This is a genomic window from Bradyrhizobium sp. 155 (genome assembly GCF_023101105.1).
GTDB classification, from domain to species: domain Bacteria; phylum Pseudomonadota; class Alphaproteobacteria; order Rhizobiales; family Xanthobacteraceae; genus Bradyrhizobium; species Bradyrhizobium canariense_D.
Map to the genome: position 1 here is coordinate 5,489,687 of NZ_CP064704.1, position 19,422 is coordinate 5,509,108.

A 19,422-nucleotide genomic window follows, 5' to 3' on the forward strand; every position below is an offset into this window, starting at 1 on the left:
CTCGCCTCAATGCGCGGTCCAGCCTCCGTCCACGGGCAACGCAATCCCGGTGATCGTGGCCGCTGCGTTGGTGGACAGAAATACGCTGAGCGCACCGAGCTCCTCGACGGTCGAGAAGCGCTTGTTCGGCTGTTGCGCCAGCAGCACGTCACGGATCGCCTGGTCACGCGAGATTCCATGCGCCTTGGCCTGCCCATCGATCTGCGCCTCGACCAGTGGCGTATAGACATAGCCGGGACAGATCGCGTTGCAGGTAATGCCCTCTTCTGCCGTCTCCAGCGCGGTCACCTTGGTGAGCCCGACGATGCCGTGCTTGGCGGCGACGTAGGCCGCCTTGAACGGCGAGGCGACCAGGCCGTGCGCGGAGGCGATGTTGATGATCCGCCCGAACCCGTTCTGTCGCATTGCGGGCAGCGCGAGCCGCGTGGTGTGGAAGGCCGACGACAGATTGATCGCGAGGATCTGGTCCCATTTCTCGACCGGAAACTGCTCCAGCGGCGCAACGTGCTGGATGCCGGCATTGTTGATCAGGATATCCAGGCGGCCGGCCTGCGCAACCGTCGCCGCGATCATTTCGGCGATCGAATTCGGTCTGGTCATGTCGGCCGGCGAAAACCTTGCCTTGACGCCGAACTCCGCCGCGATCTGCTCGCGCGTCCGGTCGAGCTCGGCCGCCACACCAAGGCCGTTCAGCACGATGTCGGCGCCGGCCGCGGCAAGTGCCCGCGCGATACCGAGGCCGATGCCACTGGTTGAGCCCGTGACCAGCGCAACCTTGCCCGCGAGCGCCCGGGAGGCGGACGTCTGCGGCTTGACGGACATATTCACGGGCAAACTCCTTTGACATGACGACTTGTGCTGAGCCGACTGTGAAGCATCGCCGGGTTTGACGGAAATGCCCGTTGGCTTCCGAAACCATGCCTGTGCGCTATTGCGGTCGGGATGTCATTCTCCGCGCCGATCGGCTAGCTTTCGGCTGATCTTGCCGGGAGCCGATCCATGGAAATGCACCAGGTCCGCTATTTCCTCGCGGTGGCGCAACTCTTGAACTTCACGCGTGCCGCCGAGGAATGCAACGTGACGCAGCCTTCGCTGACGCGCGCGATCAAGCAGCTCGAGGCCGAGCTCGGCGGCGATCTGTTTCGCCGCGAACGGCCCGCGGCGCAATTGACCGAGCTCGGCCAGCGCATGCATCCGCTGCTGAAGCAGTGTTTCGAAGCGGCCACCGGCGCCCGATCGCTGGCCTCCTCGTTCCGGAGCGGCGAGATCGGCGCGCTCCGCGTCGCGCTGACGCATGCGATCGACCTGTCGCTCCTCATTCCGCATCTCAACCAGATCAAGCGGCAGTTCAACCGGCTCGAATTCCGCTTCCTGCGCGGCTCGAGTCGTGAAGTGGCCGAGTTCCTGAAGAAGGGCGAGGCCGAGCTAGGGATTGCCGCGGACATCGACGAGGCCTGGGAGCGGCTCGATGTCTGGCCGCTGTTCACCGAGAGCTTCGAGCTCGTGGTCAGCGACGGACATCGCCTGGCCGGCCGCAGCAGCATCGCACTGGACGATCTGCGCGCGGAGCAGCTGCTGAGCCGGACGTTTTGCGAGCATTCCGCCCGTATCTCGGCGAGCCTGCGCGAGCACGGCATCGCGATCGAGCAGGGTCACGAAATCTCGAACGAGCGCGATTTGATCGAACTGGTCGAGGCCGACATCGGCGTCGCCATGCTGCCGCACACCTCGCCCGTTCCGGAGACGTTGACGCGCGCTGCGGTCGCCGGGCTGGACGCCCGTCGCACCGTCAGCCTCTACGGGGTGGCCGGCCGGCAGCGCACGGCGGTGGCCAATGCCGTTATGCGCATGTTGCGCGGTGCGGATTGGCGGGAGATTGCGGGGTAGCAGCCACGCTCGCTCCTCACTCTTTCAGGCCTCCCTGCTCGCGCCTTCCAACGCTTCAAGCAGATCATCGATCTCGATTCGCTTGCGGAAATCCGGATCGACGAAGCGGGCTTTCACGAGACCGTCGCGACCAACGACGAACGCGGCCGGGATCGGCAGCATCCAGCCATCATTGCCGTGGAATTTCGCCATGTCCTGATAGGACAACAGGTGCTGGATCTCGGCACCGAGCCAGATCGCGAGATTGAGCGACAACGCATAGCCGTTGTCGAGGTCGGTCAGGATCGGAAATGGGGCACCAGCTTCCGCCTTGAGCTGCTGGGTGTATTCCTGCGTCTCCGGCATGATCGCGACTATGCGCGCACCCATGGACTCGACGCGGTCCAGCGCCTGGACCACCGCGCGGACATTGAGCCGGCAATAGGGACACCAATGGCCGCGGAAAAACATCACGGCGACCGGGCCGCTCTCCAGCAGTGAGGACAGCGCGACGAGACGCCCGCTCTCGTCCGGCAACATGAACGGCGGCATCGACTCGCCCGGACGCGGCGCGGTCTCGCCGCCGCCGTTTCCATTCAATCTGGTCACCAGATTGTCGACTGCCTCGCCATAGGCCGGGAACACGTCGCGGCTGGCGTCGGCATAGGCGCGGAGTTGCTCGTTCAGCGTGCCATCCATGTCACGGCAGCGCTGGAAGGCGTGTTTAAGCCGCTCGGCATCGGCCGGCGAGAGAGAGGTCATCTTGCGCTCCAGCGTTCAGGGGACGAATATTAGGTGCCCGATCCGGCCGCCCGCAAGGGGCGGCCGTCATGCGCACGCGATCAGTTCACGTAGAAATTGCCGGTCGGGTCCAGCCGCCCCGAGGTGGAATACAGCGATCCGTTGTCCATGAAGAAGACGGTGTTGTCGGGGACTTTCTTGGCGTTCTTCATCATGGCCTCGTGGTTCTTCTCCGCCGGGGCCATGGCCATCGCCGACATCTTGCCGGGTCCGCCATACAGGTAGGCCATGCCGGCCTTGAAGTCCCATGTGGCTTCCGAGAAGGCCGATGTGGCGATGACCACGAACGCAGCCGTGGCAATCAAGGTCTTGGACAATTTCGTCATGAGATGTTCCTCCGGAGTGACGTGAACGCCCGCCAACCGGGCGCCCCACCATCGAACGCCAGTCGCTCGGGAAGCGGAAATGCCAATCCCCAATCGGTTCGATAGCGAGCGCCTATCGGGCCCGATAGCGCCGGTCTATCGCAGCGAGAGCGAAAGAGCATTTCAGAACGAGCGCCCTCTCGACGAAAGTCCCAACAGAGCCAGCGACCATTGCGGTTGCGGCCAACACAGGAGACGTCCCGATGTTCAAGCATCACACATTGTCGCGTGCGGTCTGGCCCGGCCTGGCCATCCTCGGCGTATTGACACTCTCGGCGCAGCCAGTCTCCGCCGGCGAATGCCCGGCCGACAAGATCAAGCCGAACGCGCAGCAGATGGTCGACTACAAGCCGGTCGGCGTCACCGACGTCACGCTCGGCGCCATCGACCTCGGCAAACAGCCGGCGCATATCGAAGGCCACGAGCTGCGCTTCCGCAAGCTGACCATCGAGCCCGGCGGCATCGTGCCCTGGCACAGCCATGACGACCGCCCTGCCCTGATCTTCGTGCAGCAAGGCGAGATCGTCGAACACGTTTCCAACTGCGTCGATCCGATCGTGCACAAGGCCGGCGACATCCGCCCGGAGGTGTCCGGCACCTCGCACTGGTGGAAGAACCTCGGCAAGGAAACGGTCATTCTCTATGTCGGCGACGTCCGCAAGGACCCGCACGACCACAACATGTAACGGGTGCGCGACCCCAGCGCACGCGTGACGGAATGTGGCGCCCGCGATCCCCATGCTGCCCCGCATGCGGGCGCCACATTCATCACAAGGGAGGCCTGCCATGACCGATCTTTCCGCGCCGATCAAACCAACCGCGATGACGATGGACGCGCATTCACCAGGTCTTGCGCTTCGCTCTCTCGTGATCGGCCTCACTGCCTTCCTGACGGTCGTCGATCTCTTCGCGACGCAGGCGATCCTGCCCTCGCTGACGCGCCGCTACGGCGTCACGCCGGCCGCGATGAGCCTGGCCGTCAACGCCAGCACGTTCGGCATGGCTGTCGCAGGCCTCGTCGTCGGCCTTCTCAGCCCGCACATCGACAGGCGGACCGGCATCCTGCTCAGCCTGACCCTGCTCGCGATTCCGACGAGCCTGCTGGCGACTGCGCCCAATCTTGCCGTCTTCACCGGCCTGCGGGTCGCGCAGGGCCTCTGCATGGCATCCGCCTTCGCGTTGACATTGGCTCATCTCGGCGAGCAATGCAGCGCAATGGATTCCGGCGGCGCCTTTGCCGCCTACATCACAGGAAACGTCGCCAGCAATCTCGTCGGCCGGCTGGTGTCGGCCGCGATCGCCGATAGCCTTGGCCTGGCATGGAATTTCTACTTCTTCGCGGCCCTCAATCTGGCCGGTGCCGCCCTGGTCTATTTCACCATTGCGCGCGTACAGCCGACGCGTGCAACGACGTCGACGGCATCGGCGTTTGCCGCGACGATCGCGCAGTGGCAGGATGCACGGCTGCGTGCCGCCTACGGCATCGGCTTCTGCATCCTGTTCGCATTCATCGGCACCTTCACATTCGTCAATTTCGTTCTGGTTCGACCACCGCTGTCGCTGAGCATGATGGACCTCGGCTTCGTTTACTTCGTCTTCCTGCCGTCGGTGGTCACCACGTTGCTGGCTGGCAAAGTGGCGTCGCGCCTCGGAACGCGTCCGACGATCTGGGGCTCGCTCGCCATCGCCGGGGTCGGCTTGCCGCTGATGTTGGTCCCGCACCTGGGCGCGGTCCTCGCCGGGATGGTTCTGGTCGGAAGCGGCACCTTTTCCGCGCAAGCGGCTGCGACAGGATTCGTCGGACAGGCTGCGGCTGTAAACCGCGGCATCGCCAGCGGCACCTATCTCGCCTGCTATTTCTGCGGTGGGCTCGTCGGCACCGCCGTCCTCGGCCGGCTGTTCGACGCGTATGGCTGGCATGCCTGCGTTGGCCGGGGTGGGCCTGGCGCTCGCTGTCGCGGCCCTGCTGACGCTCGCCTTGAAGCGCTAGCGCTTGGCCGGCGCCTCCTGCGGCGGCTCGTCGTCGGCGATGGCGCGCCAGGCGGCGCCGTCGAGATCGTCGTACTGGCCGCTTCGAAGCGACCAAAGGAATGCGGCCAGACCGGCGAGACCGAGCATCAGCGCCAGCGGCACCAGGATGACCAGGATTTCCATCACACGATCTCCCGCGGGGCGCCGCGCGCACGCAGCGAATTCAGCATCACCAGGATCGACGATCCGCTCATGGCGGCAGCCGCGATCAGCGGCGTGACGACGCCGCTGATCGCGACCGGCACCGCGAGGAAATTGTAGCCGATCGCCAGCCAGAGATTCTGCCGCATCAGGTGCAGCGCCTTGCGCGAAGCATCGATGGCGGCGACAACCGGGGCCAGCGGCCGGCCGAGGAAGACGAGATCGGCGGTCGCTTGGCTCAAATGCGCGGCCGAGATCGGCGATATCGAGACATGGGCCGCCGCCAGCGAGGGCGCATCGTTCATGCCGTCGCCGACCATCAGGACCTTCATGCCCCGCTGCTTCAGGACCTCGATCCGCGCGATCTTGTCGGCCGGGGTCACGCCGGCTCGCCATTCGGAGATGCCCAGCGCATGGGCCGCCGCGATCACCGCCGGTTCACGGTCGCCGGAGAGAATCTCGATGCCGATATTGCGCGCCTTCAGCGCCGCGATCACAGCTTGCGCATCGGGGCGGAGGCCCTGGCGCACGGAGAGGATGAATTTTTCGCTGCCCTTGCTGAAACCGACGACCGAGGCTTCGGGATCCAGATTTGTCACGTCCGAGACCAGCGTCTCGGCGCCGCAGAAAGAAGGACGACCGAGGCGAACCTCGATGCCATCGACCACAGCACGCACGCCCTGGCCGGCCTCCTCGACCGCGCCGACGATCGGCGATCTGGCGTCAGAGGCCTGCGCGACCGCGGCGGCGACTGGATGATGGCTCGACAGCGCAAGCCGTCCGGCAAGCTCGAAGATATCAGCGGGAATATCGGCCGCATTCATCACTTCGAGATCGGGCAGCGTCAGCGTGCCGGTCTTGTCGAAGACGACGTGATCGGCTTCCGCGAGACGCTCGATGGCATCGCCGGAATTCAGCAGGACACCAGCCTCGAACATCGCGCCAGAGGCCACGGTCTGTACCGTCGGAATGGCGAGCCCGAGCGCGCAGGGACAGGTGATGATCAGCACCGCGACGCCGGTCACGATGGCATCATGCCAGCCGGCGCCCGCGATGACCCAGCCGAGGATGGTGACGAGCGCGGTGGCATGCACCACCGGCGCGTAGAGTCGCGAAGCGCGGTCTGCGAGCCGCATGTAGCGCGAGCGCGCCTGCAGCGCATTGTCGAGCAGCCGCGTGATCTCGGCGAGCAGCGTCGCCTCGGAGGCCGCCGAGACCCGCACCCGCAAGGTCCCCGAGATGTTCATCGATCCCGCATAGACCGGCGTGCCCTGCTCGGCCGTGACATAGAGCGTCTCGCCGGTGATCAGGCTCTGGTCGATCTCGGAACGGCCCTCGATCACAGTGCCGTCGACCGCGCAGCGCTCGCCGGGCCGCAGCAGCACGATGTCGCCGGGATAGATCGCGGCCACCGGCACTTGGGATATCTCGTCGGGCCCGACGAACTTGGCCGCGGTCTCCGCCTTAAGCGCGGCGAGATTGCCCGCGACCGCGCGGGTCCGCCGCCGCATGTTCTGGTCGAGGAAGCGACCGACCAGGAGGAAAGTGAGCAGCATGATCGCCGCGTCGAAATAGGCGTGCTCGGCGTGGTTGATGGTCTCGACCACGGACATGCCGAGCGCCAGCGTCACGCCGATCGAGATCGGCACGTCCATGTTGGTGGTCCTGGCCGACAGCGCGCGCCAGGCCGAGCGGAAGAACGGCTGGCCGGCATAGGCCGCCGCCGGCAGCGCGATCAGCGCCGACAGCCAGTGGAAGAAATCGCGCTGCTCCGGCAGCATGTCAGAGACGTTGCCGGACCACACCGGGATCGATAGCATCATCACGTTCATGGTGGCGAACGCGGCGACGCCGAGGCAACGCAGCAGGAAGCGCGATTCGGCGACCTCGGTCGCCTCCGCGCTCTCGGTCTCGTAAGGATAGACCTTGTAGCCGAGCTCTTCGAGGCGATCGATGAAGCTGATAGGATCGAGCTTGCCCGCCTTCCATTCCAGCGCAACGCGCCGGTCGGTGAGGTTCACGCGCGCCAGCGTGACGTCGGGAATCGCGGACAGCCCGCGCTCGATCTTGGCCATACAGCCGGCGCAGTGCACGCCCTCGACCGCGAGATCGATGTGCTGGACGCCCTCGCCCGCAGTCCGGACGTAATGCGAAAAGTCCCGCGAGACGTGCATGGCAAAATCCTTCAGTTCAGGATCACGCGGTTGCGGGACATGAACACGCGCGTTCCCCGCGCCTCGCCCTCGATCACCAGGTCCCATTGGCCCGGCGCGACCGATGCGACATTGCCGCGATAGAGGCCGATGCCGGCCTCCGAGAGCTCGATGGCGAGATCGGCGCGCTTGTCGGTCGGCCGCTCCAGGCGGCCGCCGAATTTCAGTCCGGCGATCGGCTGGCCGCTCGCGTCGCGCACCTCGACCTGAAGCACGGCGCCGCCATCGGCGCGGCGCTCGACATGGGCGTTGACCTTCCATTTGCGCGCAGCCTGGTCCTGCGCCGCCGAGATCTCGCGGTCATAGGCGAGCCCAGCGGCATAGGGGCTGTCGACGTCCGTCCCTGGCAGCGTCGCGATCGCGAGCTTCATCATGGTCGCGTTGACGCCGATCACGACGCCGAAGAAGGCGACCAGCATCAGAAACACCTTGGTTCCGGTCAGCGGCTTGGTTGCCATGGCGAACTCCTGATCCTAGGGCGCGACGAAATTGTCGGTGGCGCTGGCGACTTCGCCGAGGCCGATATCGGTGACGTGAAAGTGAACCGGGATGGACTTTTCCGGATTGCCCTCCACCGGAGCGGTCACGAGCAGCCGCAGTTCGCTGGTGGAGTCGCGCGGAACCACGATCATCGGCCGGTCCGGCGTCACAGAATCGATTCCGATGACATGGATTGTCGCATTGACCGGGCCGCTCGCGTCGATCGCGATGACCCGGTCGTAACCGCTCTTGTTGAGCAGCCGCACCGTGTAGGCATTGCGGATCGAGCCGTCGCTGAGCCTGACCGCGACCGGGTTGCGGTCGTGCAGCACGTTGACGTCGAGCAGGCTGCGAGTCGCCAGCGTATAGATCATGATGCCGCCGACCGCCGCGATGATCGCGCTGTAGGCGACGGTGCGGGCCCGGACGATGCGGTAGATCGGCGCCTTGCCTTCCTGGCGGCGCTGGATGTTGACGTCGTTGTCATAGCCGATCAGCCGCTTCGGCCGGCCGATTTTCGTCATCACATTGTCGCAGGCATCAATGCAGAGCCCGCACTGGATGCATTCCATCTGCGGTCCGTTGCGGATGTCGATGCCGGTCGGGCAGACCGCCACGCACTGGTAGCAATCGACGCAATCACCAACCTGCTGCCCGAGCGCGCGCAGCTCGGCCGCCTTCTTCACCGACGTACGCTTCTCGCCGCGGTCGTAGCGGTAGGTGACGTTGAGCGCCCATTCATCGGTCAGCGCCGCCTGGATGCGCGGCCACGGGCACATATAGGTGCAGACCTGCTCGCGCATGTAGCCGGCGAGCAGATAGGTCGTCGCGGTGAGAATGCCGATCCAGACATAGGCGAGCATCGGCGCCTGGAACGTGACGAGTTCCTTGACCAGCGTCGGTGCGTCGTTGAAATAGAGCACCCAGGCGCCGCCGGTCCACCAGCCGATCAAGAGCCAGATCGAATGCTTGAGCACGATCTCGGAGATCCGCTCCAGCTTCATCGGGTCGGACGATTTGTCCTTCTTCATCCGCTCGCGCCGGTCACCCTCGATCAGACGCTCGACCGCATAGAACAGGTCGGTCCACACCGTCTGCGGACAGAGATAGCCGCACCAGATACGGCCGCCGACCGAGTTCATCAGGAATAGCGCCACCGCGGCGACGATCAGCAGGCCGGTGAAGTAGTAGACCTCCTGCGGCCACAGCTCGATGAAGAAGAAATAGAAGCGACTGTTGGGAAGATCGATCAGCACCGCTTGGCTGGGAGCGCCGAGTCCGCGGTTCCAGCGCACGAACGGCAGGAAGTAGTAGACGCCGAGGCAGAAGGCCATCAGGCCCCATTTGATCCGGCGGAAGGTGCCAGAGGTGCTCTGGGGATAGACTTTCTTCTGGGCCACATAGAGCGGCCCGTTGTCATCGTCTAATGGGAGCTCTTTTGGGTTCGCGGTCCTGTTCATCGCCTGCAGCTTTTCGAGAGGTGCGATAAAACCTACACCCGACGCCGCCGCGTCAGTTGATCCAGCGCAAGCGGGGGCTTTTTTTGTTCGCCTCCGCGTGTCCCGGATTGGCTATTTTCCGCCGCCCAGCGAGTGGACGTAAACTGCCATCGCCTTGATGGTGGCGGGATCGAGCCGCCCTTCCCAGGCCGGCATCACGCCCGCGCGGCCCTGGCTGATGGTCTCGATCAGCGTCGCCTCGTCCGAACCATAGAGCCAGATCTTATCGGTCAGGTTAGGGGCACCCATCTCCGGGTTGCCCTTGCCGCCGTCGCCATGGCAGGCGACGCAATTCTCCGCGAAGATCTTCTCGCCCTTGGCCGCGTCATAGCCCTTGCGGGTCGGAAGGCCCGACAGTGCCCGGACATAGTTGGCGGCCGTGACGATCTCATCCGGCTTCAGCACGCCGTCCTTGCCGAATGCGAGCATCTGGCCTTCATGCGTCTTGGCGTGGCCGGAACGTGCGCCGAACTGGATGGTCTGCATGATCTGGTCGAGCGAACCGCCCCACAGCCAGTCGTCGTCGTTCAGATTCGGATAGCCCTTGGCACCCGCGCCGCCTGAGCCGTGACATGGCGCGCAATTGTCGCCGAACACGGTCTTGCCCTTGGCGCGCGCGAGCGCCAGCAGCGCCGGGTCCTTCTCGATGTCGGCGAGCGAGGCCGCGCCCAGCGCAACCATCTTGGCTCCGCGGATCTTCTCGAGATTGGCGAGCTCGACCGCGACATCGGCGCGTGTCGAGTAGCCGAACAGGCCCGTGGTATTGCTGGAGATCAGCGGCCAGGCCGGATACACGATCCAGTAGCCGATCGACCAGACGATGGTGAGGTAGAAGCTGATCACCCACCAGCGCGGCAGCGGCGTGTTGAGCTCCTTGATGCCGTCCCATTCATGTCCGGTCGTGGACTTGCCGGTGACGGAATCGATGTCGCTATGATGATCGGTCATGGTCTCTCACTCCTCCCGCAACGGCAGGTGTGCTGCTTCGTCGAACGCAGCCTTGTTACGGGGCCATAATGCGTAGGCGATGATCGCGAGAAAGATCGCGACGAACACCGGCGTCCAGATCGTGGTCACGAGACCGGACGCGAGATTGTCGAGTGTCAGGATGGCTTTCATCGTGGGTGCCTTCTCAGCGAAGATTGGCTTTCTCGTTGTAGATCTTGAAATCGACCAGCGTGCCTAGCATCTGGAGATAGGCGATCAGCGCGTCCATCTCGGTCGGCGTGCCGGCCTTGCCGTCGAAGTTGCGCACCACGGCCTTGGCGTAGCGCTTGGTGAAAGCGTCGGAGTCGGCATTGTCAGGATCGGCCTGGGCCTTCATGTCGGCGCCCGCATTGGCGATCTGGTCGTCGGTGTAGGGCGTGCCGACGGTCCGCAGCGTGCGCATGTGGTCGGCGATCGTGTCCGGATCGACCTCGGTCTGGCTGAGGAACGGATAGCCTGGCATCACCGACTGCGGCACGATCGCGCGCGGATTGGCCAGATGGGTCACATGCCAGTCGTCGGAATATTTGGCGCCGACGCGGGCAAGGTCGGGACCGGTGCGCTTCGAGCCCCACTGGAACGGATGGTCGTACATGCTCTCGGCGGCCAACGAGAAATGTCCGTAGCGCTCGACCTCGTCGCGCAAGGGCCGGATCATCTGCGAATGGCAGAGATAGCAGCCCTCGCGGATGTAGACGTTGCGCCCGGCGAGCTCCAGCGGCGTATACGGCCTGATCCCGTCGACCGCCTCGATCGTGCTCTTGAGGTAGAACAGCGGGGTGATCTCGACGAGACCGCCGATCGCGATCACCAGCAGGATGCCGACGATGAGGATGATCGAGTTCTTTTCGAAGATTTGGTGGCGTGTCCAGAACGACATGGAAGACTCCTCATTCCGCCGGCTGAAGAGCGACGGGCATCTGGACTTCCTGTTCGCCGACGCGAACCGTCATCCAGAGATTATAGGCCATGATCAGCGCGCCGATCAGGAACAGCCCGCCGCCGGCGGCGCGGATGATGTAGAAGGGATGCATCGCCTCGACGGTCTCGATGAAGGAATATTCGAGGAAGCCGAGCGAGGTGTAGGCGCGCCACATCAGGCCCTGGAGGATGCCGGACACCCACATCGCCGAGATGTAGAGGACGATGCCAAGCGTCGCGATCCAGAAGTGCCAGTTAACGAGCTTGAGGCTGTAGAGGCCCTTCCGATTCCAGATCCAGGGCACGAGGCAGTAGAGCGCGCCGAAGGAGACGAAACCAACCCAGCCGAGCGCGCCGGAGTGCACGTGGCCGATGGTCCAGTCGGTGTAGTGGCTGAGCGAGTTGACCACCTTGATCGACATCATCGGGCCTTCGAAGGTCGACATGCCGTAGAAGGCGACGGAGACCACGAGCATGCGCAGCACGGGATCGGTGCGCAGCTTGTCCCAGGCGCCCGACAGCGTCATCAGGCCGTTGATCATGCCGCCCCAGGACGGCATCCACAGCATGATGGAGAAGGTCATGCCGAGCGTCTGGGTCCAGTCCGGCAGCGCCGTGTAGTGCAGATGGTGTGGGCCGGCCCAGATGTACAGGAAGATCAGCGCCCAGAAGTGGATGATCGAGAGACGGTAGGAATAGATCGGCCGCTCGGCCCGCTTCGGGATGAAGTAATACATGATGGCGAGGAAGCCGGCGGTCAGGAAGAAGCCGACCGCGTTGTGGCCGTACCACCACTGGAACATGGCATCCTGGATGCCGCCCCAGGCGATGTAGGATTTCGAGCCGAACACCGAGACCGGCAGCGCCGGGTTGTTGCCGAGATGCAAGACCGCGATCGTCACGATGAAGGCGAGATAGAACCAGTTCGCGACAAAGATGTGCGGCTCCTTGCGCTTGATGATCGTGGCAAGGAAGACCAGCAGATAGGTGACCCAGACGATGGTCAGCCACAGATCGGCGTACCATTCCGGCTCGGCATATTCCTTCGACTGGGTGACGCCGAGCAGATAGCCGGTGCCGGCGATCAGGATGAAGAAATTGTAGCCTACGACGACGAACCAGGGCGCGAGATCGCCTGCAAGGCGCACGCGGCAGCTCTTCTGGACGACGTAGAACGACGTCGCGATCAGGACGTTGCCGCCGAAGGCGAAGATCACTGCGGACGTGTGCAGCGGACGCAGGCGGCCGAAGCTGGTCCAGGGCAGATCGAAGTTCAGCGCCGGCCACGCCAGTTGCGAGGCGATGATGAGGCCGACGAGAAAGCCGGCAATGCCCCAGAACATCGCCATGACGGAGGAGAACTTGATCGGCCCCATGTTGTAGTTGGGCCGGCCGTTGATCTCCGCAGGCGGCAGCGCCGCCGGTCGGTCGAGGTAACGGTTGATGATGCAGAAGACCGCGGCCAGGCTCGCCGCCGCGCTCAGCGCGGCATGGAAGGCGAAGGGCGCATCGAGCGCCTTGGCCGAGGCAATCACGCAGAGGAAGGCGGTGACTGCGAACACGACAGCCAGGCCGCTTTCACCTGACGTCATGGACTTGGAGATGGAGGGCTGGCTCATGCGGACTCTCTCTGAAAGAACACAGGGCCAGAAACCACATTCGCCCTCGCGGGGAATTGATTGAAATCAAGCTATGTGGATTTCTGTTAATGTGAGACCGATGTAGATCGCAGAGCGATATCAGTCGCTTGGGCACCGCAGAGCATAAACGGGCAGCCCACCGCCTGCGTGACATGGCGGAGTCGAGAATTGCGAATCTGCAGCCGCCTCCTCAGTCGCGTGCCGTCGCCTTGAGCGCCGCGATGACGTCCTCGCGCGCGACGATTCCGATCAGCTTCTGCGCGCCGTCGAGCACCATGATGCTCCTGATGCGGTGCTCGACCATGATCTGGAGCACGCGCGTCAGCCGCGTGTCGGGGCTGACATAGATAAAGTCGGGCGTCATGACGTCGCCGATTTTGCGGGTCATCAGGTCGTGGTAGCGCGGCAGCATCTGGCTCGGCGTGAAGGCGAAGCACTTCAGGATGTCGAACTTGGTGACGATGCCGACGACCTGTCCGTCGTCCTCGACCGGATAGGAATTGAAATCATCGCGCTCGAACATCTCGCTCAGCGCGAGCAGGTCGAGGTCGCGCCTCACTGTCCTGACGTCCTGCGTCATGTAGCTTTCGACGGTCTGTTCAAGGAATCTGTACACGGCGCGTCCTCTTTGATTGGTCTTGTATCGCTCCAGCGTCAGTGCGACAGCAGCACGCAGCGGGCAGATTGAGTGACCAGATATTGGGTGACGCCGCCGAGGATCAGTTCGCGGAAGCGCGAATGACCGTAGGCACCGGCGACGATCATGCTGGCGCCGACGTCGCCGGCAATTTTCTCCAGTTGCCCGGCGACGGTTTCGTTCCGGGCCGCTTCGGAAACGCGCGTGATCGCGGTCACGCCGTGGCGGGCAAGCCACGCCGTCACGTCGGTCGCGCCAGCGACCGCGGCAGTGCGGTCGTCGTCACCTTCGGGAATTGCGAGGACGGTGACATCCCTGGCCTTGCGCAGTAATGGTAGCGCATCGGCGAGCGCCCGCCGCGCTTCCGGCGTATCCTTCCACGCCACCAGGACGCTGCGCAGATCGAGCCAGTTGACCCCGTCAGGCACGACCAGGATCGGTCGGCCGGCCTGCATCACCAGATCCTTTGGGCTCGCGAGCGCGAAGGCGTCGGAGAAGGCCGGGCTCTGCCCGCCAGCGACGACGATGTCGGCGCAACGTGCCTGAGCGAACGTAAAGCGCGCCGGGAAATCCATGGCGCTGCGCCATTCCACATGCCCGCCGCGATTCCTGATCGCGGCGCGGAATTGCGCCTCGAGCCTGCCCAGGCGTCGCTTGACCGAGGCTTCTCCCTCATCGATCAGTCCCTGCGCTGCGGCGCCATCGCTGAAGTAGAGCGGCGGGGCGAACTGCGCCGCAGCAACGCCGATGATCGACGCCTCAAATCGTTCGGCAAGCTCGCCCGCGACCTGAAGCCGCGCCTCGTTGGGCTGATCGAGCGCCAGGCTGACCATCACGGTCGCGTATGTCATCGGAGTCTCCGGGGCAATGAGCTTTGATCCGATCGTAAGCCCACCGCCGCCGGGGCAGGATGAGATAGATCAAAACCTTGGATCACCGCGACGGCCGGAAATCTGCCGATGGTATAAGACATCGGAACTTGCCTCTGGCCCCTCCTTGGGTACATTGCCAACGGTAACGCTGTGCGGTTCCCCGCATCAGAATGGGAGTGATCGTTTGGCGCCGACCCGCGTGATTCATCCGCAAGATGACGGCCGGGGCGAACATTTCCGCGTTCGAATCGAAGGATTTGGCGTCGGGACCTGGGACCTCGATCTCAAGACACTGGAGTTGGAGTGGTCGGAGACGGCCAGGATCCTGTTCGGAATCGAATCTGGCCAATCGGTGAGTTACGCGCTGTTCCTGTCCCAGCTGGAGCCGAACGACCGCGAGCGGATCGAGAGTGCGATCCGACACGTCTCCGAACGGGGCGGCAGCTTCGACGTGTCGTTCAGGGTCGCGGGGGCGTTGGGCAGAGCGCAGTGGATCCGTGCGCGCGCGGGGCTGATTCGGGACGACGCCGGCGCCGCCCGACATCTCAGCGGCATCTTTCTTGACGTCGATGAAGAGAAGCAGGTCGAGGAAACCCTGCGCACGCGCGAGAGTCACCTCCGCTCGATCCTCCAGACGATTCCAGACGCCATGATCGTCATCGACGGCCACGGCGTCATCCAGCTCTTCAGCGCGGCGGCCGAGCGCCTGTTCGGCTGGGCCGAGTCGGAGGCGATCGGCCAGAACGTCCGCATCCTGATGCCGGAGCCCGACAGCTCACGTCACGACGGCTACATCGCGCGCTACCGGACCACCAGCGACCCACACATCATCGGCATCGGCCGCATCGTGACCGGCAAGCGCCGCGACGGCACGACCTTTCCGATGCACCTGTCGATCGGCGAGATGCAGTCGGGCGGCGAGCCCTATTTCACCGGTTTCGTCCGCGATCTGACCGAGCATCAGAAAACCCAGGCGCGGCTCCAGGAACTGCAGTCCGAACTTGTCCACGTCTCGCGGCTGAGCGCGATGGGCGAAATGGCGTCCGCGCTCGCTCACGAGCTCAACCAGCCGCTGGCAGCGATCAGCAACTACATGAAGGGGTCGCGGCGGCTCCTCGCCGGAAGCCAGGATCCGAATACGCCGAAGATCGAGAGCGCGCTGGACCGCGCCGCCGAGCAGGCGCTGCGCGCCGGCCAGATCATCCGCCGCTTGCGCGACTTCGTCTCCCGCGGCGAATCGGAGAAAAGGGTCGAGAGCCTGTCCAAGCTGATCGAGGAGGCCGGCGCGCTCGGGCTCGCCGGCGCGCGCGAGCAGGACGTGCAGCTTCGGTTCAGCCTCAATCCAAATGCCGATCTCGTGCTCGCCGACCGGGTGCAAATCCAGCAGGTGCTGGTCAACCTCTTCCGCAACGCGCTGGAAGCGATGGCGAAGTCGCCACGGCGCGAGCTCGTCGTCGCCAACACCCGCGCCGCCGACGACATGATCGAGATCGAGGTCTCCGACTCCGGCTCCGGCTTCCAGGACGACGTCATGCCAAACCTGTTTCAGACTTTCTTCACCACCAAAGACACCGGCATGGGCGTGGGACTGTCCATCAGCCGCTCGATCATCGAGGCTCACGGCGGCCGGATGTGGGCCGAGAGCAATGCATCGGGTGGGGCGACATTCCGCTTCACCTTGCCGGCAGCTGACGAGAACTGATCCATGACGACCAAGGGAACCATCTACGTCATTGACGACGACGAGGCGATGCGGGATTCGCTGAACTTCCTGCTGGATTCAGCCGGCTTCGGCGTCACACTGTTCGACAACGCGCAGAGTTTTCTCGATGCCCTGCCCGGCCTCGCCTTCGGCTGCGTCGTCTCCGACGTGCGGATGCCCGGCATCGATGGGATCGAGCTTCTGAAGCGCCTGAAGGCGCAGCGCAGCCGGTTTCCGATCCTGATCATGACCGGTCATGGCGACGTGCCGCTCGCGGTCGAGGCGATGAAGCTCGGTGCGATGGATTTCCTGGAAAAGCCGTTCGAGGATGACCGCCTCGTCGCCATGATCGAATCCGCGATCCGCGAGGGCGAGCCGGCCGCCAGGAACGAGGCCATGGGCCAGGACGTCGCCGCTCGCGTCGCGTCCCTGAGCCCCAGAGAACGACAGGTCATGGAGGGGCTGATCGCGGGCCTCTCCAACAAGCTGATCGCTCGCGAGTACGACATCAGCCCGCGCACCATCGAGGTCTACCGGGCCAACGTAATGACCAAGATGCAGGCCAACAGCCTGTCGGAGCTGGTCCGGCTAGCGATGCGCGCCGGAATGCTCAATGATTGAAGTCAACAGGAGTTGAGGCAAGTCAAAACCCTCCGCTCGCCCTGTGCTACCAGATCGGAATGATTGCGATCAGCTCCCATCCCGAGCGGCTCCAGATGTCGTCACCCGCAAAGCCAACTGTCTATGTGGTCGACGACGATGCCGCTGTGCTTGGCTCGCTGAGGTTTTTGCTGGAAACCGACGGTTTTGCCGTACGGACCTTCAGGAACGCCACGGCGCTGCTCAATGCGGCGCGCCCGTCCGGTGCAGACTGTTACGTGATCGACTACAAAATGCCTGACATTAACGGCATCGAGCTGGCCGGGCGACTGCGCCAGTCCGAGGGCGATACCCCCGTGATCCTGATCACCGGCTATCCCGACTCGAATATCTCGGCCCGGGCGGCGGCCGCGGGCGTGAATGAAGTGATTCTGAAGCCGCTTCTGGACGAAAACCTGGTCAAACGCATTCGCCACGCCATCCAGAACCGGGTCCATAGCTGACCTACGGGATTCTACGTAAGGCAATCTCCTTAAGATATCTCGCGAAATTTTCGAGGCACCCGATACCGCGTACCTAAGCGTCATCACAACGGAGATGGCGCAGATGCTGACCCAGACCTTCAACGCCCCGGCGATCAAGACCCAGATCGGCGGCAAGATCGCACCCGCCCATCCCGTCTCCGACCAGTTCGGTGCGATCGCCGGCCATGTCGGCCTCGTTGCCACCGAGTTCTCCTACCGCAAGGAAGAGGAAATCTATGGCGAGGACGAGTCGGCCGAGTATGTCTATCAGGTCGTCACCGGCGCCGTGCGCAGCTACAAGCTTCTCTCCGACGGCCGCCGCCAGATCGGCTCCTTCCACCTTCCCGGCGACGTGTTCGGGCTCGAATCCGGCACCACCCACCGCCTTGCTGCTGAAGCTATCATCGACACCACTGTGCGCCTCGTGAAGCGCGCGAGCCTCGAGAAGGCCGCAGCCACCGACGTCCAGGTCGCCCGCAAGCTTTGGGCGATGACCGCCGGTGAGCTTCGCCACGCCGAGGACCACATGCTGCTGCTGGGCCGCAAGACCGCGATGGAGCGCGTCGCAACCTTCCTGCTCGAAATGGACCGCCGCCTCGCGGTTGCAGGCATGATGGCGCTGCCGATGTGCCGCCGCGACATCGGCGACTATCTCGGTCTCACGCTCGAGACCGTCTCGCGCGCGCTGTCGCAGCTTCACGCCCAGGGCATTCTCGGCTTCTCCGGCGCCCGCCATATCGTGCTGCGCAACCGCGCACGCCTGCACAATCTCGACGCCTGATCTCCCCTCTCCCACCCCTCATGGCCGGCTGATTGATTCAGCCGGCCATTTCTTTTGCTGCGATCATGCCCTTGCGCCGCGTCTCCGGCATGACAAGCAGAATAAGCAGAAGTCCCGTCGCCGCGACGCCGGACAGTCCGGTGAACGCCATGGCATTGCCGAATTTATCGCTGACATAGCCGCCAAGCGCGGCGCTCAGCGACGCGCCGATGCCCATTGCCGTGCCGACAATGCCCTGCGCGAGGTTGAAATGGCCGCTGCCGAAGGCGACGTCGGCCACGATCAGCGGGATCATCACCGCGAACACCGCCGCTGTGAGGCCGTCGAACACCTGCACCAGCACCAGCAGATACGGATCGCGCACTGTCGCGAACAGCAGACCGCGAATCGTCAGCGCCGCGAATCCGATCAGCAGCAGCGGCCTGCGGCCCCATACTTGCGCCTTGCGCCCGACGCTCGGCGACAGCAGCGCCACGATCGCCTGCGGCACGACAATGCAAAAAGCGACGAGCACCGTCGCCCACTCGCTCGATCGCGCTGTCACCGCGCTTGCCATCAGCGGCATCATCGAGGCGTTCGCGAGCTGCAACAAGAGCACGCTGAGCGCAAAGACAATGAGCGGCCGCTGCCGGATCAGATGCCAGATATTGGTGTCGCCGCGATCCTCCGCCTCGCGCGGCATCTCGCCGTGACAGCGCGCGATGTCGACCTCATGCTCGCGGATGCGAGAGAGTGCGATCAAGGTGGGGATTGCGAGCAGAAAGGTGACCAGGAATACCGAGCGGCTCGACAGCAGATAGCCGGCCGTTCCCATCACCGCGGCCGCAACGCCGTTGCCAAGCGAAGCAAAGCGCGCGTTGCGGCCGAGACGCTCGCCGATCGCGAGCGGGCCGACCAGACCGAGGCTGATCGCCGCGATCGCCGGTCCGAGCACGCAGCTCGCAGCCGCGTGCAGGGTGGCCGCAGCCACCACCACGGGGAAGACTGGCATCGCCGCATAGGCGAGCGCGCAGCAGCCGATGGTGGCGATGGCGAGGCCTGCGACCAGCCGTTCGGATTTGGCGGCATCGATGATGGCGCCGCCTGGCATCTGGCCGATCAGGGCAACGATGCCGCCGATCGACAGCACGAGGCCGATCTCGACCTGGGTCCATTTCTGGGTCGTCAGATAAACTGCGATGAACGGCCCGAATCCGGTCTGCACGTCGGCGAGGAAGAAGATGAACCAGTCGAGGCCACGCAGGCTTTGGCGCGACGGCGCCGGAATGCCGGCAGGCGACGGCGCCGAGAATTTATCCTGCTCAACGCGGCCCTCGCGGTCTGCATCATTCGGCTTCCTCGACAACAGCACCGGCGGCCATC

Annotated in this window: 20 protein-coding genes and 1 pseudogene; 7 read left to right on the top strand and 14 right to left on the bottom strand. The window is 64.3% G+C overall.

Annotated features, from left to right (window positions below; translation table 11 throughout):
• Positions 1–6: 6 nt before the first annotated feature.
• Positions 7–822, bottom strand: coding sequence for a 3-hydroxybutyrate dehydrogenase (locus IVA93_RS26610; RefSeq protein WP_018457122.1), 816 nt, complete (start codon positions 820–822; stop codon positions 7–9).
• A 177-nt stretch (positions 823–999) separates the two neighbouring features.
• Between IVA93_RS26610 and IVA93_RS26615 the strand changes: the two genes are divergently transcribed.
• Positions 1,000–1,887, top strand: coding sequence for a LysR family transcriptional regulator (locus tag IVA93_RS26615; RefSeq protein ID WP_018457123.1), 888 nt, complete (start codon positions 1,000–1,002; stop codon positions 1,885–1,887).
• A gap of 24 nt (positions 1,888–1,911) precedes the next feature.
• On the opposite strand, the gene IVA93_RS26620 is transcribed toward IVA93_RS26615, so the two are convergent.
• A complete protein-coding gene (locus IVA93_RS26620; RefSeq protein WP_018457124.1) occupies positions 1,912–2,628 on the bottom strand; it encodes a peroxiredoxin-like family protein in 717 nt (238 codons plus the stop codon).
• An 80-nt stretch (positions 2,629–2,708) separates the two neighbouring features.
• Positions 2,709–2,993, bottom strand: coding sequence for a hypothetical protein (locus IVA93_RS26625; protein ID WP_018457125.1), 285 nt, complete (start codon positions 2,991–2,993; stop codon positions 2,709–2,711).
• A gap of 242 nt (positions 2,994–3,235) precedes the next feature.
• Between IVA93_RS26625 and IVA93_RS26630 the strand changes: the two genes are divergently transcribed.
• Positions 3,236–3,718 carry a cupin domain-containing protein gene (locus tag IVA93_RS26630; protein ID WP_018457126.1) on the top strand — a complete coding sequence of 161 codons (483 nt, stop codon included), beginning with the start codon at positions 3,236–3,238 and terminating at the stop codon, positions 3,716–3,718.
• A gap of 100 nt (positions 3,719–3,818) precedes the next feature.
• Positions 3,819–5,022, top strand: a pseudogene (locus tag IVA93_RS26635) (MFS transporter).
• Here the strand turns inward: IVA93_RS26635 and ccoS are convergent.
• The 10 genes from ccoS to IVA93_RS26685 all read right to left on the bottom strand — a co-directional run bounded on the left by ccoS (position 5,019) and on the right by IVA93_RS26685 (position 14,432).
• The gene (ccoS, locus tag IVA93_RS26640; protein ID WP_007594007.1) at positions 5,019–5,186 is read right to left on the bottom strand and encodes a cbb3-type cytochrome oxidase assembly protein CcoS; all 168 of its coding nucleotides are present in this window, start codon (positions 5,184–5,186) and stop codon (positions 5,019–5,021) included. The pseudogene IVA93_RS26635 and the gene ccoS overlap by 4 nt on opposite strands.
• A complete protein-coding gene (locus tag IVA93_RS26645; RefSeq protein WP_018457128.1) occupies positions 5,186–7,378 on the bottom strand; it encodes a cation-translocating P-type ATPase in 2,193 nt (730 codons plus the stop codon). Before IVA93_RS26645 ends, ccoS begins: the two co-directional genes overlap by 1 nt.
• Positions 7,379–7,389: 11 nt before the next feature.
• On the bottom strand, positions 7,390–7,875 hold the full coding sequence (locus tag IVA93_RS26650) for a FixH family protein (protein ID WP_018457129.1): 486 nt from the start codon (positions 7,873–7,875) through the stop codon (positions 7,390–7,392).
• 15 nt (positions 7,876–7,890) lie between these two features.
• On the bottom strand, positions 7,891–9,357 hold the full coding sequence (ccoG, locus tag IVA93_RS26655; protein ID WP_018457130.1) for a cytochrome c oxidase accessory protein CcoG: 1,467 nt from the start codon (positions 9,355–9,357) through the stop codon (positions 7,891–7,893).
• Between the two features lie 111 nt (positions 9,358–9,468).
• Positions 9,469–10,344 (bottom strand): cytochrome-c oxidase, cbb3-type subunit III, encoded by an 876-nt coding sequence (gene ccoP, locus IVA93_RS26660; protein WP_018457131.1) that lies wholly within the window; start codon positions 10,342–10,344, stop codon positions 9,469–9,471.
• 6 nt (positions 10,345–10,350) lie between these two features.
• On the bottom strand, positions 10,351–10,515 hold the full coding sequence (locus tag IVA93_RS26665) for a CcoQ/FixQ family Cbb3-type cytochrome c oxidase assembly chaperone (RefSeq protein WP_018457132.1): 165 nt from the start codon (positions 10,513–10,515) through the stop codon (positions 10,351–10,353).
• Between the two features lie 13 nt (positions 10,516–10,528).
• The gene (gene ccoO, locus IVA93_RS26670; RefSeq protein WP_018457133.1) at positions 10,529–11,263 is read right to left on the bottom strand and encodes a cytochrome-c oxidase, cbb3-type subunit II; all 735 of its coding nucleotides are present in this window, start codon (positions 11,261–11,263) and stop codon (positions 10,529–10,531) included.
• 10 nt (positions 11,264–11,273) lie between these two features.
• Entirely contained in the window at positions 11,274–12,923 is a 1,650-nt protein-coding gene (gene ccoN / locus IVA93_RS26675; RefSeq protein ID WP_007607681.1) for a cytochrome-c oxidase, cbb3-type subunit I, read from the bottom strand.
• 211 nt (positions 12,924–13,134) lie between these two features.
• Entirely contained in the window at positions 13,135–13,560 is a 426-nt protein-coding gene (locus IVA93_RS26680; RefSeq protein WP_018457134.1) for a CBS domain-containing protein, read from the bottom strand.
• Positions 13,561–13,598: 38 nt separating this feature from the next.
• A complete protein-coding gene (locus IVA93_RS26685; protein ID WP_018457135.1) occupies positions 13,599–14,432 on the bottom strand; it encodes a universal stress protein in 834 nt (277 codons plus the stop codon).
• A gap of 205 nt (positions 14,433–14,637) precedes the next feature.
• Between IVA93_RS26685 and fixL the strand changes: the two genes are divergently transcribed.
• The 4 genes from fixL (at position 14,638) to IVA93_RS26705 (ending at position 18,060) form a co-directional block, all read left to right on the top strand.
• Complete coding sequence (gene fixL / locus IVA93_RS26690) at positions 14,638–16,155, top strand: sensor protein FixL (RefSeq protein WP_018457136.1); 1,518 nt, start codon at positions 14,638–14,640, stop codon at positions 16,153–16,155.
• 3 nt (positions 16,156–16,158) lie between these two features.
• Entirely contained in the window at positions 16,159–16,776 is a 618-nt protein-coding gene (fixJ, locus tag IVA93_RS26695) for a response regulator FixJ (RefSeq protein ID WP_018457137.1), read from the top strand.
• A 59-nt stretch (positions 16,777–16,835) separates the two neighbouring features.
• Positions 16,836–17,258, top strand: a complete 423-nt coding sequence (locus IVA93_RS26700; protein WP_018457138.1) for a response regulator — start codon at positions 16,836–16,838, stop codon at positions 17,256–17,258.
• A gap of 103 nt (positions 17,259–17,361) precedes the next feature.
• A complete protein-coding gene (locus tag IVA93_RS26705) occupies positions 17,362–18,060 on the top strand; it encodes a helix-turn-helix domain-containing protein (RefSeq protein WP_026233309.1) in 699 nt (232 codons plus the stop codon).
• 37 nt (positions 18,061–18,097) lie between these two features.
• On the opposite strand, the gene IVA93_RS26710 is transcribed toward IVA93_RS26705, so the two are convergent.
• Entirely contained in the window at positions 18,098–19,411 is a 1,314-nt protein-coding gene (locus IVA93_RS26710; protein ID WP_018457140.1) for an MFS transporter, read from the bottom strand.
• Positions 19,412–19,422 lie beyond the last annotated feature (11 nt).

Bases quoted from the DNA above. Each gene is read 5' to 3' on its own strand.
- IVA93_RS26610 (WP_018457122.1), bottom strand. From the start codon at position 822: ATGTCCGTCAAGCCGCAGACGTCCGCCTCCCGGGCGCTCGCGGGCAAG.
- IVA93_RS26615 (WP_018457123.1), top strand. From the start codon at position 1,000: ATGGAAATGCACCAGGTCCGCTATTTCCTCGCGGTGGCGCAACTCTTG.
- IVA93_RS26620 (WP_018457124.1), bottom strand. From the start codon at position 2,628: ATGACCTCTCTCTCGCCGGCCGATGCCGAGCGGCTTAAACACGCCTTC.
- IVA93_RS26625 (WP_018457125.1), bottom strand. From the start codon at position 2,993: ATGACGAAATTGTCCAAGACCTTGATTGCCACGGCTGCGTTCGTGGTC.
- IVA93_RS26630 (WP_018457126.1), top strand. From the start codon at position 3,236: ATGTTCAAGCATCACACATTGTCGCGTGCGGTCTGGCCCGGCCTGGCC.
- ccoS (WP_007594007.1), bottom strand. From the start codon at position 5,186: ATGGAAATCCTGGTCATCCTGGTGCCGCTGGCGCTGATGCTCGGTCTC.
- IVA93_RS26645 (WP_018457128.1), bottom strand. From the start codon at position 7,378: ATGCACGTCTCGCGGGACTTTTCGCATTACGTCCGGACTGCGGGCGAG.
- IVA93_RS26650 (WP_018457129.1), bottom strand. From the start codon at position 7,875: ATGGCAACCAAGCCGCTGACCGGAACCAAGGTGTTTCTGATGCTGGTC.
- ccoG (WP_018457130.1), bottom strand. From the start codon at position 9,357: ATGAACAGGACCGCGAACCCAAAAGAGCTCCCATTAGACGATGACAAC.
- ccoP (WP_018457131.1), bottom strand. From the start codon at position 10,344: ATGACCGATCATCATAGCGACATCGATTCCGTCACCGGCAAGTCCACG.
- IVA93_RS26665 (WP_018457132.1), bottom strand. From the start codon at position 10,515: ATGAAAGCCATCCTGACACTCGACAATCTCGCGTCCGGTCTCGTGACC.
- ccoO (WP_018457133.1), bottom strand. From the start codon at position 11,263: ATGTCGTTCTGGACACGCCACCAAATCTTCGAAAAGAACTCGATCATC.
- ccoN (WP_007607681.1), bottom strand. From the start codon at position 12,923: ATGAGCCAGCCCTCCATCTCCAAGTCCATGACGTCAGGTGAAAGCGGC.
- IVA93_RS26685 (WP_018457135.1), bottom strand. From the start codon at position 14,432: ATGACATACGCGACCGTGATGGTCAGCCTGGCGCTCGATCAGCCCAAC.
- fixJ (WP_018457137.1), top strand. From the start codon at position 16,159: ATGACGACCAAGGGAACCATCTACGTCATTGACGACGACGAGGCGATG.
- IVA93_RS26700 (WP_018457138.1), top strand. From the start codon at position 16,836: ATGATTGCGATCAGCTCCCATCCCGAGCGGCTCCAGATGTCGTCACCC.
- IVA93_RS26705 (WP_026233309.1), top strand. From the start codon at position 17,362: ATGCTGACCCAGACCTTCAACGCCCCGGCGATCAAGACCCAGATCGGC.